The 13,506-nt window shown below is 63.1% G+C and carries 15 protein-coding genes; 8 read left to right on the top strand and 7 right to left on the bottom strand.

Features of this window, described 5'->3' with window-relative positions; translation table 11 throughout:
* Window positions 1-7 precede the first annotated feature (7 nt).
* The 4 genes from lpxK to ACW9H9_RS00920 all read right to left on the bottom strand — a co-directional run bounded on the left by lpxK (window position 8) and on the right by ACW9H9_RS00920 (window position 4,413).
* Window positions 8-1,018 carry a tetraacyldisaccharide 4'-kinase gene (lpxK, locus tag ACW9H9_RS00905; RefSeq protein WP_457341122.1) on the bottom strand — a complete coding sequence of 337 codons (1,011 nt, stop codon included), beginning with the start codon at window positions 1,016-1,018 and terminating at the stop codon, window positions 8-10.
* Complete coding sequence (locus tag ACW9H9_RS00910; RefSeq protein WP_457341123.1) at window positions 1,018-1,446, bottom strand: ExbD/TolR family protein; 429 nt, start codon at window positions 1,444-1,446, stop codon at window positions 1,018-1,020. The genes lpxK and ACW9H9_RS00910 overlap by 1 nt, the downstream gene beginning before the upstream one ends.
* Window positions 1,443-2,078, bottom strand: a complete 636-nt coding sequence (locus tag ACW9H9_RS00915; RefSeq protein ID WP_060755624.1) for a MotA/TolQ/ExbB proton channel family protein — start codon at window positions 2,076-2,078, stop codon at window positions 1,443-1,445. The genes ACW9H9_RS00910 and ACW9H9_RS00915 overlap by 4 nt, the downstream gene beginning before the upstream one ends.
* A gap of 61 nt (window positions 2,079-2,139) precedes the next feature.
* Window positions 2,140-4,413, bottom strand: a complete 2,274-nt coding sequence (locus ACW9H9_RS00920) for a DNA internalization-related competence protein ComEC/Rec2 (RefSeq protein WP_457341124.1) — start codon at window positions 4,411-4,413, stop codon at window positions 2,140-2,142.
* A gap of 135 nt (window positions 4,414-4,548) precedes the next feature.
* Between ACW9H9_RS00920 and ACW9H9_RS00925 the strand changes: the two genes are divergently transcribed.
* The 5 genes from ACW9H9_RS00925 (at window position 4,549) to ACW9H9_RS00945 (ending at window position 9,890) form a co-directional block, all read left to right on the top strand.
* Window positions 4,549-5,064, top strand: coding sequence for a DUF2062 domain-containing protein (locus tag ACW9H9_RS00925; protein ID WP_457341125.1), 516 nt, complete (start codon window positions 4,549-4,551; stop codon window positions 5,062-5,064).
* Between the two features lie 150 nt (window positions 5,065-5,214).
* Entirely contained in the window at window positions 5,215-7,968 is a 2,754-nt protein-coding gene (locus ACW9H9_RS00930) for a response regulator (protein WP_457341126.1), read from the top strand.
* 22 nt (window positions 7,969-7,990) lie between these two features.
* On the top strand, window positions 7,991-8,980 hold the full coding sequence (locus ACW9H9_RS00935; RefSeq protein ID WP_457341127.1) for a 2-hydroxyacid dehydrogenase: 990 nt from the start codon (window positions 7,991-7,993) through the stop codon (window positions 8,978-8,980).
* Between the two features lie 71 nt (window positions 8,981-9,051).
* Window positions 9,052-9,492, top strand: coding sequence for a hypothetical protein (locus ACW9H9_RS00940; RefSeq protein ID WP_457341128.1), 441 nt, complete (start codon window positions 9,052-9,054; stop codon window positions 9,490-9,492).
* Window positions 9,489-9,890: an META domain-containing protein gene (locus ACW9H9_RS00945; RefSeq protein ID WP_457341129.1), complete on the top strand. Its 402-nt coding sequence runs from the start codon at window positions 9,489-9,491 to the stop codon at window positions 9,888-9,890. Before ACW9H9_RS00940 ends, ACW9H9_RS00945 begins: the two co-directional genes overlap by 4 nt.
* A gap of 39 nt (window positions 9,891-9,929) precedes the next feature.
* On the opposite strand, the gene ACW9H9_RS00950 is transcribed toward ACW9H9_RS00945, so the two are convergent.
* A complete protein-coding gene (locus tag ACW9H9_RS00950; protein ID WP_457341130.1) occupies window positions 9,930-10,391 on the bottom strand; it encodes a redoxin domain-containing protein in 462 nt (153 codons plus the stop codon).
* A gap of 114 nt (window positions 10,392-10,505) precedes the next feature.
* On the opposite strand from ACW9H9_RS00950, the gene arsC reads away from it, so the two are divergent.
* The 3 genes from arsC to ACW9H9_RS00965 are packed head-to-tail and all read left to right on the top strand — an operon-like array spanning window position 10,506 to window position 11,873.
* Window positions 10,506-10,859: an arsenate reductase (glutaredoxin) gene (gene arsC / locus ACW9H9_RS00955; RefSeq protein WP_457341131.1), complete on the top strand. Its 354-nt coding sequence runs from the start codon at window positions 10,506-10,508 to the stop codon at window positions 10,857-10,859.
* Complete coding sequence (wrbA, locus tag ACW9H9_RS00960) at window positions 10,856-11,470, top strand: NAD(P)H:quinone oxidoreductase (RefSeq protein WP_457341132.1); 615 nt, start codon at window positions 10,856-10,858, stop codon at window positions 11,468-11,470. The genes arsC and wrbA overlap by 4 nt, the downstream gene beginning before the upstream one ends.
* Window positions 11,454-11,873, top strand: a complete 420-nt coding sequence (locus ACW9H9_RS00965) for a DUF2069 domain-containing protein (RefSeq protein WP_457341133.1) — start codon at window positions 11,454-11,456, stop codon at window positions 11,871-11,873. The genes wrbA and ACW9H9_RS00965 overlap by 17 nt, the downstream gene beginning before the upstream one ends.
* 44 nt (window positions 11,874-11,917) lie before the next feature.
* On the opposite strand, the gene ACW9H9_RS00970 is transcribed toward ACW9H9_RS00965, so the two are convergent.
* Together ACW9H9_RS00970 and ttcA are read right to left on the bottom strand one after the other, a co-directional pair.
* A complete protein-coding gene (locus tag ACW9H9_RS00970) occupies window positions 11,918-12,589 on the bottom strand; it encodes a DNA-3-methyladenine glycosylase I (protein ID WP_457341134.1) in 672 nt (223 codons plus the stop codon).
* Between the two features lie 67 nt (window positions 12,590-12,656).
* Window positions 12,657-13,481, bottom strand: a complete 825-nt coding sequence (gene ttcA / locus ACW9H9_RS00975) for a tRNA 2-thiocytidine(32) synthetase TtcA (RefSeq protein ID WP_457341135.1) — start codon at window positions 13,479-13,481, stop codon at window positions 12,657-12,659.
* Window positions 13,482-13,506: the final 25 nt, after the last annotated feature.

The raw sequence follows: 13,506 nt of genomic DNA on the forward strand, positions 1-13,506 counted from the left end.
AAAGCGTTTAAGGCAAAAGACGAGCGGGCAACAGCCGCATCAGCTGCAAGTCGAACCAGGCGACGAACGCCGGTGACGGTACCGCGTCTACCGCCAAGTACCACCAGTCGGGCTGGGCAAAGGCGCGGCACTTCACCGCGTCCTTTTCGGTCATGACCAGCGGCAATGACGGTGTAAAGCTCAACACGTCGGCACTGTAGGCCGCGTGATCGGCAAATGCATGGGGTTGTGGCAGCCAGTGTAGCGTTTCAAGGGTAGTGAAGAAACGTTGCGGGTTGCCGATACCGGCCACCGCATGCACGCGCTGCCCGGGCGGGAAATAGTCGACGGGCTTGCGCTCGCCGGTCTTCAGGTTGACCAGCGCCGACGGCACCAGACGAAAGGCAAAACCCGCCTCTGGATCAGCGCCAGCGCCGTTGTACAGCAGCGCATCGACACTCTGCAAACGCTCGACCGGCTCGCGCAACGGCCCGGCCGGGAGGCAGCGGCGATTACCCAGGCCACGGGCGGCGTCAATCAGTACCAGTTCAAGGTCGCGGGCCAGGCGGTAATGTTGCAAGCCGTCATCGGACAGGATCAGGTCCAGCGGCTCGCCCGCCAGCAGCGCCCGAACCGCTCGGCTGCGGTCAGGGTCGATCATCAAGGGCACGCCGCTGCGCTGTACGATCAGCAGCGGCTCATCACCCGCCACATCGGCGCTGTGGCTGGCCTCGACGCGCCATGGCAATTGGGGTGGCTTGGCGCCATAGCCGCGGCTCACCACGCCCACACGCAAACCGGCGCGTTGGCAGTGCTCGATCAACCAGAGAATCAAGGGCGTCTTGCCCGTACCGCCCACGGTGATATTGCCCACCACTATCAGCGGCACCGGAGCCTGGTAGATCGAGCCCTCACCGGCCATAAAGCGCTCGCGCTTGCGCTGCACAACCTGCCGATAAAGCCACTCCAGCGGGCGCAACAGCGCAAGGCCGCGATGGCCTTCGTACCAGGCCTTGAGCAAACGATCGGACATGGCCATCAGGGCTGACCCGCCGCCTCGACGGTGGTCATGCGCAGATGGCTGAAACCGAGTTTACCGGCAGCGTCCATGGCGGTGATCACGGCCTGGTGTTGCGTCTTGCCGTCGGCACTGATGGAAAGTGGCAGGTTGGTATCACCGCCCGACTCTTTTTGCAGCGCATCCATGAGGCTTGCCAAGTCGTTTTTCTCCAGCAACTGGTTATTCAGCGAGAACACGCCATCGGCGCTGATGGCGATGTCCAGTTGCTTGCCCTGCGTGTCCTCGGCGGGCGCACCGCTGACCGCTTCCGGCAGGTCAACGCGCAGTTGGGTTTCCCGGGTAAAGGTGGTGGTGACGACAAAAAACAACAATAGGATAAACACGACGTCGATCAACGACGCCAGGTTGATATCCACTGTTTCCCGTCTCCTGCGGCGAAATTTCACGCTTTGCCCTCAACCAGGTCCACGTCACGATCACCTTGCACCACTTCCACCAGCTTGATGGCTTCCTGCTCCATGCCCACCACCAGTTCATCGATACGGCGTTGCAGGAAACGGTGGAAGAACACCGACGGAATGCCCACCATCAGGCCCGCCGCAGTGGTGATCAAGGCTTTGGAGATACCACCGGCCAGGACGGCCGCGTTGGTGGTCATGCCCGACCCCATGAAGGACGAAAAAATATCGATCATGCCCAACACCGTGCCAAGCAACCCGAGCAGTGGCGCCATCGCGGCGATGGTGCCCAGCGCATTGATGTAGCGCTCCAGCTCATGGATGACACGGGCAGCGGCCTCTTCGATGCACTCTTTCATGATCTCGCGACCATGCTTGGAGTTGGCCAGGCCCGCCGCCAGGATCTCGCCCAAAGGCGAATTGGCCCGCAACTCCTTGAGTTTGTCTTTGTCCAGTTGCTTGTTCTTGATCCAGCCCCAGACCTGCCCCAATAAATGCTCGGGCGTGACGCGACTGGCGCGCAAGGTCCACAGGCGTTCAGCGACGATGCCGAGTGCGGCGATGGAACTCAAAATAATCGGCAACATCATCCAGCCGCCGGATTTGACCAATTCCCACACAGTGAATGCCCCCTCGAAAAAGTGCGTCACTTTACCATATAGGGTCAACCGCGATACCCGCCTACTGCCGCGCACCCTGTCGCAGCGGGCGATCTTTGGTAACGCTGGGTTGCAACACCGGCTTGCGCCAGAAACGCCGCTGGCCGCGCGCGATGACCGGCGGCTGGAAACTGCCCAATTGCAGGCGCAGCGCACCGTGCTCGGCGCTGTCGTAAATATTGCTGCCCAGCGCCTGATAACGCGCCATGACGGTGGCATGCGGATGACCGAACGTGTTGTTGCGCCCTCGGGAGATCAGCACATTCGCAGGCGCCAGCTGCTGCAAAAACGCCGATGAAGACGACGTTTGACTGCCATGGTGGGGCGCCTGCAGCCACTCGGTGCGCACAGCCAACGGCGTCGCCAGCAGCGCCCGCTCGGCGGCGCGGTCGATATCGCCGGTCAGCAACAGCCGCTCGCCGTTGGCCTGTACTTGCAGGACACAGGACTTTTGATTGCCGCTCACCGCACTCGCCCATTGCCACAACTCAAAGCGCACACCATCCCATTCCCAGCGCTCGCCGCTGGTACAGGGCTGAGTGCCCAAGAATGCCGGCAGGCCTTCGGTTTCCCCGCCTACCACCCGCACTACCTGCAGCCCTCGCGCCACGGCAGCCGCCCCCCCGGCATGATCGGCATCGGCGTGGCTGAGCAGCATCAGGTCCAACGCCGACACCCCGGATTTGCGCAAGGCCGGCAACACCACCCGCGCCCCTTGGTCGAAGTCCCCCGAACGCGGCCCGGCGTCATACAGCAGCGTGTGATGACGGGTTCGCAGCACAACCGAGAGGCCCTGCCCCACATCCAGTTGCGTCACCTCGACCTGCCCATGAGGGACCAGCGTACGCGGCGCAAAGACGGCCAATAACAGCATCGGCCACCCCAGCAGCCGGATCGGCACACCCTTGGGCAACAACAGCAGCAACGCCCCCAGTACGCTTACCCACCAATAGCCCGCGGGCACCTCGGAGGGTAGCCAGGCGGGCAAATACCCGGCCAACAGGGCCAGTGCCCGGAACAACCCCTCCAGCGCCCCGCCCGCCAGCCACAGCAGGCTCTCACCTATATAAGGCAGCGCCAGCAACACCGTGCCGAGCAAGGCCAGCGGCAACACCACCAGGCTGATCCACGGCACCGCAAACAGATTGGCCACCGGCCCGCTAAGGCTGATGGGCAAACCGAGCGCCAGCAGCACGGGCAACAAGCCGAGTGCAATCAACCACTGCGCACGGGTCCAGGCCTGCCACCAGTGCCAGGGGCCCAGGCGACCGCTGAACGTCAGGATCAGCACGGCGACGGCTGCAAATGACAACCAGAACCCCGGTTGCAGGCTGGCCAGCGGTTCCAGCACCAGCACCGCATCCAACGCCAACAACAATGGCCACCACGCTCCCAGATGGCGAAAGCGCAACCGCCACAACAACACCAGACCGACCATCACACACGCCCGTTGCACCGGCACATCGAACCCGGCCAGCAGGCCGTACCCCAGCGCCGCCGCAAAGGCCAGGCCGCAGGCCCAAGGCAGCCACGGCAGCGGCCTCGGCCAACAGCCATAACGCGCAAGCCCTGCGATCAAGCCGTAGACCAGCCCCGCCAGCAAGCCGATGTGCTGGCCGGAAATCACCAGCAAGTGCACGGTGCCGGTGTCTTGCAGCACCCGCCAGTCCTCACTCGCAAGCCCAGAGCCGTCGCCCATCACCAGCGCCGCCAGCCCCGCCTCGCGCCCTTGGGCATCCACGGCCAGCAACCGTTGGCGCAATTGATCCCGCCACGCGTAGCGCGCTGGCGCCAGAAGCTGGCCATCCTTGACCGAACCTGTGGCGCCGATTCGCTGGGCGAGCAGCCAGGCTTCGTAGTCAAAACCACCGGTGTTTATCAACCCCGAAGGTTGCTTGAGTGTGATCGCCATACGCCAGCGCTCGCCGCTGTGCACGGGCGGTCCGCCGTGCCAGGACAAACGGATACGTTGGGGTAACGTCGCTTTGCGCGACTTGAGGTCCGTCAGCTCGAAACGCACACCCTGGCCGGTGGTTTGCGGTAGGCCGGTCACGCGGCCTTCTACCCAGCGGGTCTGCCCGTCCAGCGCTGGCGCCAAGCGATCATTCAGCGCGCCCTGTGCGCTGAAACAGGCCCAACTCAGCCCTAGCAGGAAAAACGCCAGCGGGTAAGTGCGAAACGGCAATAGCATCAAGGCCACGACCGGCATCAATAGCAACACGCCACCCGTCGGCAGCGCTGGCAAAAAACGCAGGGCGAGCAACCCCAGCGCAAGCGCGAACATCCCTGTTTTCATGGCGCATTCCTTGGACACGAGCCATGAAGTCTTAGTCGGACAGGGATGATGGACGTTGATCTTTTGTCACAAAGTCTGAATTTTCCGTTTATAGAATGCGGGCATACTTGCCCCTCAAACCGACCTGGACCCCTTATGCCCCGGCGCTTATTCAAACGGTACATGCCTGATCCAAACAGCATCAGGGAACACAAGTCCTTACGCTTTCTTGGCACCTTGCTGCATGACCCGAACCTGTGGCACCTCAACCGACACTCGGTGGCCCGGGCCATGGCCGTAGGTCTGTTTGCTGCGTTTATTCCTATCCCCTTGCAGATGCTGCTGGCCGCCGTGCTGGCGATCAGCGTGCGCGCCAACATGCCCATCGCGGTCAGTTTGGTCTGGCTGACCAACCCGATCACGATGCCACCGGTGTTTTTCTGCACCTACATGACCGGCGCCTGGCTGATGAACGTGCCGCCTCGCTCCCTGCCCGACGAGTTGACCTGGGAATGGATCAGCGGCCAATTGTCGACGCTCTGGCAGCCGTTCCTGTTGGGCTCGGTGGTGCTGGGCCTGGTCATGGCCGTGCTCGGCTACTGCCTCACCATGGTGTATTGGCGCTGGTGGGTGGCGCACCAATGGAAAAAACGCAAACGCCGCCAGCGCTGACACCTGCACGACCCCACGGTTTTACCCTCTGCTTGCCCTCGAGGTGCTAATTTGCAAGGTTCCACGCCACGCAAATGGCTACACTGCGCAGGTGGTGCGGGCCGGACGCCCGTATGGAACCTTGAATACATGTAGTGACAGGAGAGTGGCGTGCTGGGAAGAATGGGAATAAAAGGCCGCGTACTGTTGCTGACCTTGCTGCCGACCAGCCTGATGGCCTTGCTGCTGGGCGGGTATTTCACCTGGATGCAACTGTCGGAGCTGCAAAGCCAGCTGTTGCAACGCGGCGAGATGATTGCCGAGCAATTGGCGCCGTTGGTAGCGCCCGCCCTCAGTACCAAGAACACCGACCTGCTGGAGCGCATCGCCACCCAGTCCCTGGAGCAACAGGACGTACGCGCCGTGTCGTTCCTGGGCCCCGACCGCACGCCACTGGCCCACGCCGGCCCGACCATGCTCAACCAGGCGCCCATCGGCAACAGCTCGCACCTGCTGCAACGCACCGGCAACGACGCCACGCGCTACCTGCTGCCGGTATTTGGCCGCCATCGCAACCTCGCCGGTGAATTTATCCCCGACGAATCCGACCGCCTGCTGGGCTGGGTCGAACTGGAGCTGTCCCACAACGGCATGTTGCTGCGCGGTTACCGCAGCCTGTTCGCCAGCCTGTTGCTGATCGCCATCGGCCTGGTGTGCACCGCCGCCCTGGCCCTGCGCATCAGCCGCACGATCAACTCGCCCATCGGCCAGATCAAACAGGCCGTGGCGCAGCTCAAGGACGGCAACCTGGAAACCCGCTTGCCGCCGCTGGGCAGCCAGGAACTGGACCAGCTCGCCTCGGGCATCAACCGCATGGCAGAAACCCTGCAAAACGCCCAGGAAGAATTACAACACAGCATCGACCAAGCCACCGAAGATGTGCGCCAGAACCTGGAAACCATCGAAATCCAGAACATCGAGCTGGACCTGGCCCGCAAGGAGGCCCTGGAAGCCAGCCGTATCAAGTCGGAATTCCTGGCCAATATGAGCCATGAAATCCGCACACCGCTCAATGGCATCCTCGGTTTCACTCACCTGTTGCAAAAAAGCGAGCTGTCGCCGCGTCAATTGGACTACCTGGGCACCATCGAAAAATCAGCCGACAACCTGCTGGGCATCATCAACGAGATTCTCGATTTTTCGAAAATCGAGGCCGGCAAGCTGGTACTGGACAGCATCCCATTCAACCTGCGCGACCTGCTGCAAGACACCCTCACCATCCTGGCCCCGGCCGCCCACGCCAAAGAGCTCGAGCTGGTCAGCCTTGTCTACCGTGACACCCCGCTGGCGCTGGTCGGCGACCCACTGCGCCTCAAGCAGATTCTGACCAACCTGATCAGCAACGCCATCAAGTTCACCCGCGAGGGCACCATCGTGGCGCGCGCCATGGTGGAGGACGAGCAGGAAGACAGCGTGCAACTGCGCATCAGCGTGCAAGACACCGGCATCGGCCTGTCCAACCAGGACGTGCGCGCGCTGTTCCAGGCCTTCAGCCAGGCTGACAACTCCCTGTCTCGCCAACCCGGCGGCACCGGCCTGGGCCTGGTGATTTCCAAGCGCCTGATCGAGCAGATGGGCGGCGAGATCGGCGTGGACAGCACCCCCGGCGAAGGCTCGGAGTTCTGGATCAGCCTGAACCTGCCCAAAACCCGCGACGACATCGAAGACCTGCCCTCCCCGCCGCTGCTGGGCCGCCGCGTGGCGGTCCTGGAAAACCACGAGCTGGCGCGCCAGGCCCTGCAACACCAGTTGGAAGACTGCGGCCTGGAGGTGACCCCGTTCAACACCCTGGAAAGCCTGACCAACGGCATCACCAGCGCACATCAGACCGAACAGGCCATCGACCTCGCCGTGCTGGGCGTCACCGCCAACGACATCCCGCCGGAGCGTTTGAACCAACACCTGTGGGACCTGGAACACCTGGGCTGCAAAGTGCTGGTGCTGTGCCCGACCACCGAACAGATGCTGTTTAACCAATCAGTGCCCAACCCCAACAGCCAGTTGCAGGCCAAGCCTGCGTGCACACGTAAATTGCGCCGTGCCATGGCCGACCTGATCAGCCCGCGACCGCTGCGCAGCGAGCCGGGGGAACCAGTGGCCAGCCGTGCGCCCAAGGTGCTGTGCGTGGACGACAACCCCGCCAACCTGCTGCTGGTGCAAACCCTACTTGAAGACATGGGCGCCAAGGTGCTCGCCGTAGAGAGCGGCTACGCGGCCATTGATGCCGTCAAGCAGGAAACCTTCAACCTGGTGCTGATGGACGTGCAAATGCCCGGCATGGACGGCCGCCAGAGCACCGAAGCGATTCGCCAGTGGGAAAGCGAGCGCCACGGCACACCGTTGCCGGTGGTGGCCCTGACCGCCCACGCCATGGCCAACGAAAAACGCGCCCTGCTGCAAAGCGGCATGGACGACTACCTGACCAAGCCGATCAGCGAGCGCCAACTGGCCCAAGTGGTGCTGAAATGGACCGGCCTGGCCCTGCGTAACCAGAGCCCCGAGCGGGCCGCCGAAGGTGTCGGCCAAGGCACTCAACTGCCGGTGCTCGACCACGAGGAAGGCCTGCGCCTGGCCGCCGGTAAAGCCGACCTGGCCGCCGACATGCTTGCCATGCTGCTGGCCTCGCTTGAGTCCGACCGCGAGGCGATCAACCTCGCGCGCGAAGCCAGTGACAACAACGCCCTTATCGAGCGGGTCCATCGCTTGCACGGTGCGACCCGCTATTGCGGCGTACCGCAGCTGCGTGCCGCCTGCCAGCGCGCCGAAACCTTGCTCAAGCAGGACGACGCCAAAGCCATGTCAGCCATGGATGAACTGGACATCGCCATCACCCGGCTGGCCAACGAGGCGCGCATCAGCGCCTGAACCACTGTCAAGGAGCGACGTGATGCACATCATCCTGTTCAGTTGCCAGGGCTATGACCGCGACAGCTTTCTGGGCGAGGCATTGCCCGCGGGCCTGGTGCTGCACTTGCAGCCTGCCCGCCTGACCCTGGACACCGCCGCGCTGGCCGCCGACCACGAGGTGGTCTGCGCCTTTATCAACGACGACCTCAGCGCCCCGGTGCTGGAGCGACTGGCACGCGGCGGCACCCGTTTGATTGCGCTGCGCTCGGCTGGCTACAACCATGTCGACCTGCCCGCCGCCAAGCGCCTGGGGCTTACCGTGGTGCGTGTTCCGGCCTACTCGCCCCACGCGGTGGCCGAGCACGCGGTCGCGCTGATCCTGGCGCTCAATCGGCGCCTGCACCGCGCCTGCAATCGCACCCGTGACGGCGATTTCAGCCTGCATGGCCTGACCGGTTTCGACCTGGTGGGCAAGACCGTTGGCGTGGTCGGCACCGGGCAGATCGGTGCCACCTTTGCCAAAATCATGACTGGCTTCGGCTGCACTGTGCTGGCGTACGATCCTTACCCCAACCCGCACGTCGAAGCCCTCGGCGCACGTTACGTCAGCCTGGCGCACCTGCTGGCCCAGGCACAGATCATCAGCCTGCATTGCCCGCTGACCACCGACAGCAAACACTTGATCAACGCCCACACCCTGGCCGATCTGCAGCCGGGCGCCATGCTCATCAACACCGGGCGCGGTGGGCTGGTGGACACGCCAGCGCTGATCGAAGCGCTCAAGAGCGGGCAGTTGGGCTACCTGGGGCTGGATGTGTACGAGGAAGAGGCGCAGCTGTTTTTTGAAGACCGCTCCGACCTGCCGCTGCAAGACGACGTGCTCGCGCGCCTGCTGACGTTCCCCAACGTCATCGTCACCGCACACCAGGCCTTCCTGACACGCGAGGCCCTGGCAGCCATTGCGCGAACCACCCTGGACAATATCGCCGCGTGGGCAGCCGGCGAGGTGCAAAACCCAGTCGAAGGATGATCAGCGGTCACATACCGCAGGCATGATGGCGTGCAGCACGTGATAGGATGCCGCGCCTATTTGGAGGACCCATGGCCGAACACGATTTCCGCTTCAGCTTGCTGAGCCCGCAACACACCCTGATTGAATGCCGCGCCCTGGTGCCGGGCCGTTATCAAGTCACTGGCAACGGTGGCTCGATCAAACATGGCGACGTACTGATCGTCAGCCTGCGCGGCAGTAAAACCCTGTCGATGCGCCTGACCGTCGAAGGCGACGCCCGCTACTCCATCCGCCCGACCGGGCAATGGGTGGCGATGGCCCAGGGGCCGAAGTTCGGCGAACTGGAGATTCACACCTGGAAGGTCAACTGCGACAGCTGCGATGCCGTGCTGGACTTTGAGTTCGCGGTGGAAACCAAGCTGAGCAAAGAGCCGCTGCAACCTGCGGCCAACGCACGTGTTGCGCAATTGGGCTGGGCTACCGAGGGCGACAAACACCGCTGCCCCAAATGCCAACAGGCCGCCCAATGAAACGCCTGTGGCTCGCCGCGCTCGGGGCAACCCTGACGGGCTGCGCCAGTCAGGCGGTGCAGCTGACGCAAGACCACAGCTACGTGGTGGAATGGATCGGCGAACGCCCGTTGATGGACTACGCCCACCTCACCGTCACGCTGGGTGCCGATGGCCGGGCGTATGGCAATGGCGGGTGCAACCACTGGTTTGCGCCCTACACCCTGGAAGGCGACAAGCTGAGCTTTGGCAAAGTCGGCAGCACCCGCAAACACTGCGCCGAGGCGCTGATGGAGCAGGAGCACCGGTTCTTTGAGTCGCTGCAGACCGTAGAGCGCTGGGACATTTCGCCCATCGAGCAAACCCGCTTCTGGCCGGCCGAAGGCAAACCGCTGCGGTTGTGGCTGGAAGAAGGCTGAGTACAGGGGGGAGCCGGTGCGCCCGCTCCCCCGTGCGCCTTACCCGCGCAAGGCTTTGAGCCTGGCCAGGACACCGGCGGCGGTCTGCTCGCCGAGCAACTGCTCGCGCACCTTGCCCTTGTCATCGATGATGTACGTCACCGGCAAGGCCTCACTGCGGGGGATGTCGAAAATCCCCTCGGGGTTCTGCGCCAATACGGTGAACTTGATGCCCAGTTTCTCGCTGGCGCTCTTGAGTTCGTCACCCTGCACGTTGTCGAAGTTAACCCCGAACACCCCCACCGACTGGCCTTTGAGCTCTTCGGCCAAGGCGTTGAGTTCCGGGATTTCAGTGCGGCATGGCCCACACCATTCGGCCCAGTAATTGACCACCAGCCACTGTTTGTCCAGGCGTTCGGCGGCCACCTTCTGACCATACTGGTCTACGCCATAGTCATTGCCGCAGCCGCTGAGCAGCAGCGTTGTGATGATCGCCACTGCACCGATCAGTCGCCTTGTCATGGAGGAATCCTTTGCAAAAATGAACGTTGGCTGCGGCCGATCGCCTCTGACGGTTCAGGACTGCGCGCAGCCCGGGTAGAATACCCGCCACCTTACGCAAGATGCGACCCGCATATGACCGATCTGACGCTTTATCACAACCCGCGCTGCTCGAAATCCCGCGGTGCGCTTGAACTGCTCGAAGCCCGCGGTCTTGCGCCAACCGTGGTGCGTTACCTGGAAACCCCGCTGGACACCGCCCAGCTCAGCGCGTTGCTGGGCAAGCTGGGCCTCAGCGCCCGGCAACTGCTGCGCACCGGCGAAGACGAGTACAAGACGCTGAACCTGGCCGACGCCCAACTGAGCGAAGCCCAACTGATCGCCGCCATCGCTGCTCATCCAAAACTGATGGAGCGGCCGATTCTGGAAACCGCCGACAAGGCCATCATCGGCCGTCCGCCCGAGCGAGTCCTGGAGATTTTGCCGTGAGTGCGCCTTACGTACTGGTGCTGTATTACAGCCGCAACGGCTCGGTCAGCGAGATGGCCCGGCACATTGCCCGGGGCGTCGAGCAAGCCGGCCTGGAAGCGCGCTTGCGCACCGTACCGGCGATCTCCACCGAGTGCGAAGCCGTAGCGCCGGATATCCCCGCCGACGGCCCGCTGTATTGCAGCCTGGACGACTTGAAGCACTGCTCGGGCCTGGCCCTGGGCAGCCCGACGCGGTTTGGCAACATGGCAGCGCCGCTCAAGTACTTTCTCGACGGCACCAGCAACCTGTGGCTCACCGGCGCCCTCGTCGGCAAGCCGGCCGGGGTGTTCACCTCCACCGCCAGCCTGCACGGTGGCCAGGAAACCACGCTGATGTCGATGCTGCTGCCGCTGCTGCACCACGGCATGCTGATCACCGGCCTGCCCTACAGCGAGCAAGCGTTACTGGACACAAAAGGCGGCGGCACGCCTTACGGCGCCAGCCACCATTCCGGTGCCGACGGCAAGCGCGCGCTGGACGCCCACGAAATCGCGTTGTGCCGCGCCCTCGGCCTGCGCCTGGCCAAGACAGCCCAGAAACTGGAGGGTGGCCGTGGCCAGGAAGCCTAAGGCCCTGCCCTCCCAGGCCTGGCTGGAGCCCCGGGTCAATGCCGCCCGATTGCTGAGCCTGCTGGCCTTTTTTGGCCTGGTGGGCTTGCTGTGCGTGTACTACCTGCTGATCGCCGACCTGCACGGCGCACGGCCCTGGGTGATTTTGCTGATCGAGCTGGCGCCGCTGGTGTTGCTGGCGCCGGGAATGCTGTTGGGCAGCGCTCGCGGGCATTCGTGGATGTGCTTTGTGGTGAACCTGTATTTCATCAAAGGCGCATTGGCAGCCTACGACCCCAATCGCCAGTGGTTTGGCGTGCTGGAGATGCTGGCGAGTGTGGCGCTGTTTTGCACGGCGCTGCTGTATGTGCGCTGGCGCCATCAGCTGAACCGGCGGTTGGCCGGGGAAGGCTTGCCCAGCTGACAGCCCGCTATCGCGGGTACGCCCGCGATAAAAGTGCCACGTGCTTAATGATTGACGGTGTACGCCAGCATCATCGACAACTGGCACAGCGGCCGCCCGCTCTCGGCATGCCACTGGTTGAACGCCGCCTGCACAGTCGCCAGGTCGCGCAGGCTGGTCGGCACCTTGTCGACGATCTGTTGCGCATTCAACGCTGCCACCACGTCATCGCTGGGCACGAAGGTGTCCTTGCCCACCAGGCGCAAGAAACGCGGCGCCGACAACCCGCCCAACTGGTGGCCGTGCTTGCTCAAGTACTTCCACAAGCCAACGATGTCGGTCACCGGCCAGTCGGCGATGAAAGCCCTGAAGCTGCCGTGCTCCTTTTCCACGTCAAGCATCATCTGCGCGTTGCGCGGCACGCTCTTGAGCTTGCCCAGGTGGCGGATGATGCGCGTGTCCTGCATCAACCGCTCCAAGTGTTCAGCGCCCATGAGCACGACTTTTTCCGGGTCGAACTTAAAGAACACCTGCTCAAAAGCCGGCCACTTGGCATCCACCACGCTGTGTTTGAGGCCCGCGCGAAACACCCGCAGCGCCAAGGCCGACAGGTAGCGATCATCGCTGATCTTGCGCAATTGCGCCGGGGTACTGGGGACGGTCAGGTGGGCTTCCAGCTCGGCCGCCGAACCGAAACGGTTCAGACAATATTCGTGCAGCCACTCGTAATCGCGCATGCCCTCTCCTAACGATTGAATGGAAAACGGCGCCCATCAGCGCCGTTTGTCAGAGCGGTGAAAACACTCAGAGGTTCACCAGGCTGACGAAACGCGAGGCCGCTGTTTCGTCGATCCGAAGGCTGGTGAAGTCGAACAGGTTGCGGTCGGCCAACTGCGACGGGATCACGTTCTGCAGGCTGCGGAAAATGCTTTCGCTACGGCCCGGGGTCTTGCGCTCCCAGTCCAACAGCATGTCCTTGACCACCTGGCGCTGCAGGTTTTCCTGGGAGCCGCACAGGTTGCACGGGATGATCGGGAATGCCTTGAGGTCGGAATACGCCTGGATGTCTTTCTCATTGCAGTACGCCAGCGGGCGGATCACCACGTTGCGCCCGTCATCGGCCAGCAATTTGGGCGGCATGGCCTTGAGCGAGCCGTTGAAGAACATGTTGAGAAAGAAGGTTTCGACGATGTCATCGCGGTGATGCCCCAGCGCCATCTTGGTGGCACCGATCTCGTCGGCAAAGGTGTAGAGCGTGCCGCGACGCAGGCGCGAGCACAGCGAGCAGGTGGTCTTGCCTTCCGGGATCAGTTCCTTGACCACCGAGTAGGTGTCTTTTTCGACGATGTGGTACTCGATCCCCAGTTCCTTGAGGTAGGCCGGCAGCACGTGCTCGGGGAAGCCGGGTTGTTTCTGGTCCATGTTCACGGCCACGATCTCGAACTGGATCGGCGCAACCTTTTGCAGGTGCATCAGCACGTCCAACATGGTGTAGCTGTCTTTGCCGCCAGAGAGGCAGACCATGACCTTGTCGCCGTCCTCGATCATGTTGAAATCGGTGACTGCTTCACCGGCCAGGCGACGCAGGCGTTTTTGCAGTTTGTTCTGGTTGACTGTAAGAGTGCCCATGGCGCTTGGATCCGCGAGAGGTGTG

The sequence above is a fragment of the Pseudomonas sp. SDO5215_S409 genome (assembly GCF_054071325.1).

Coding starts and splice junctions, on each gene's coding strand:
- lpxK (WP_457341122.1), bottom strand. CDS start 1,018: ATGGCCATGTCCGATCGTTTGCTCAAGGCCTGGTACGAAGGCCATCGC.
- ACW9H9_RS00940 (WP_457341128.1), top strand. CDS start 9,052: ATGGCCGAACACGATTTCCGCTTCAGCTTGCTGAGCCCGCAACACACC.
- ACW9H9_RS00925 (WP_457341125.1), top strand. CDS start 4,549: ATGCCCCGGCGCTTATTCAAACGGTACATGCCTGATCCAAACAGCATC.
- ttcA (WP_457341135.1), bottom strand. CDS start 13,481: ATGGGCACTCTTACAGTCAACCAGAACAAACTGCAAAAACGCCTGCGT.
- ACW9H9_RS00920 (WP_457341124.1), bottom strand. CDS start 4,413: ATGAAAACAGGGATGTTCGCGCTTGCGCTGGGGTTGCTCGCCCTGCGT.
- ACW9H9_RS00950 (WP_457341130.1), bottom strand. CDS start 10,391: ATGACAAGGCGACTGATCGGTGCAGTGGCGATCATCACAACGCTGCTG.
- ACW9H9_RS00970 (WP_457341134.1), bottom strand. CDS start 12,589: ATGCGCGATTACGAGTGGCTGCACGAATATTGTCTGAACCGTTTCGGT.
- arsC (WP_457341131.1), top strand. CDS start 10,506: ATGACCGATCTGACGCTTTATCACAACCCGCGCTGCTCGAAATCCCGC.
- ACW9H9_RS00935 (WP_457341127.1), top strand. CDS start 7,991: ATGCACATCATCCTGTTCAGTTGCCAGGGCTATGACCGCGACAGCTTT.
- ACW9H9_RS00945 (WP_457341129.1), top strand. CDS start 9,489: ATGAAACGCCTGTGGCTCGCCGCGCTCGGGGCAACCCTGACGGGCTGC.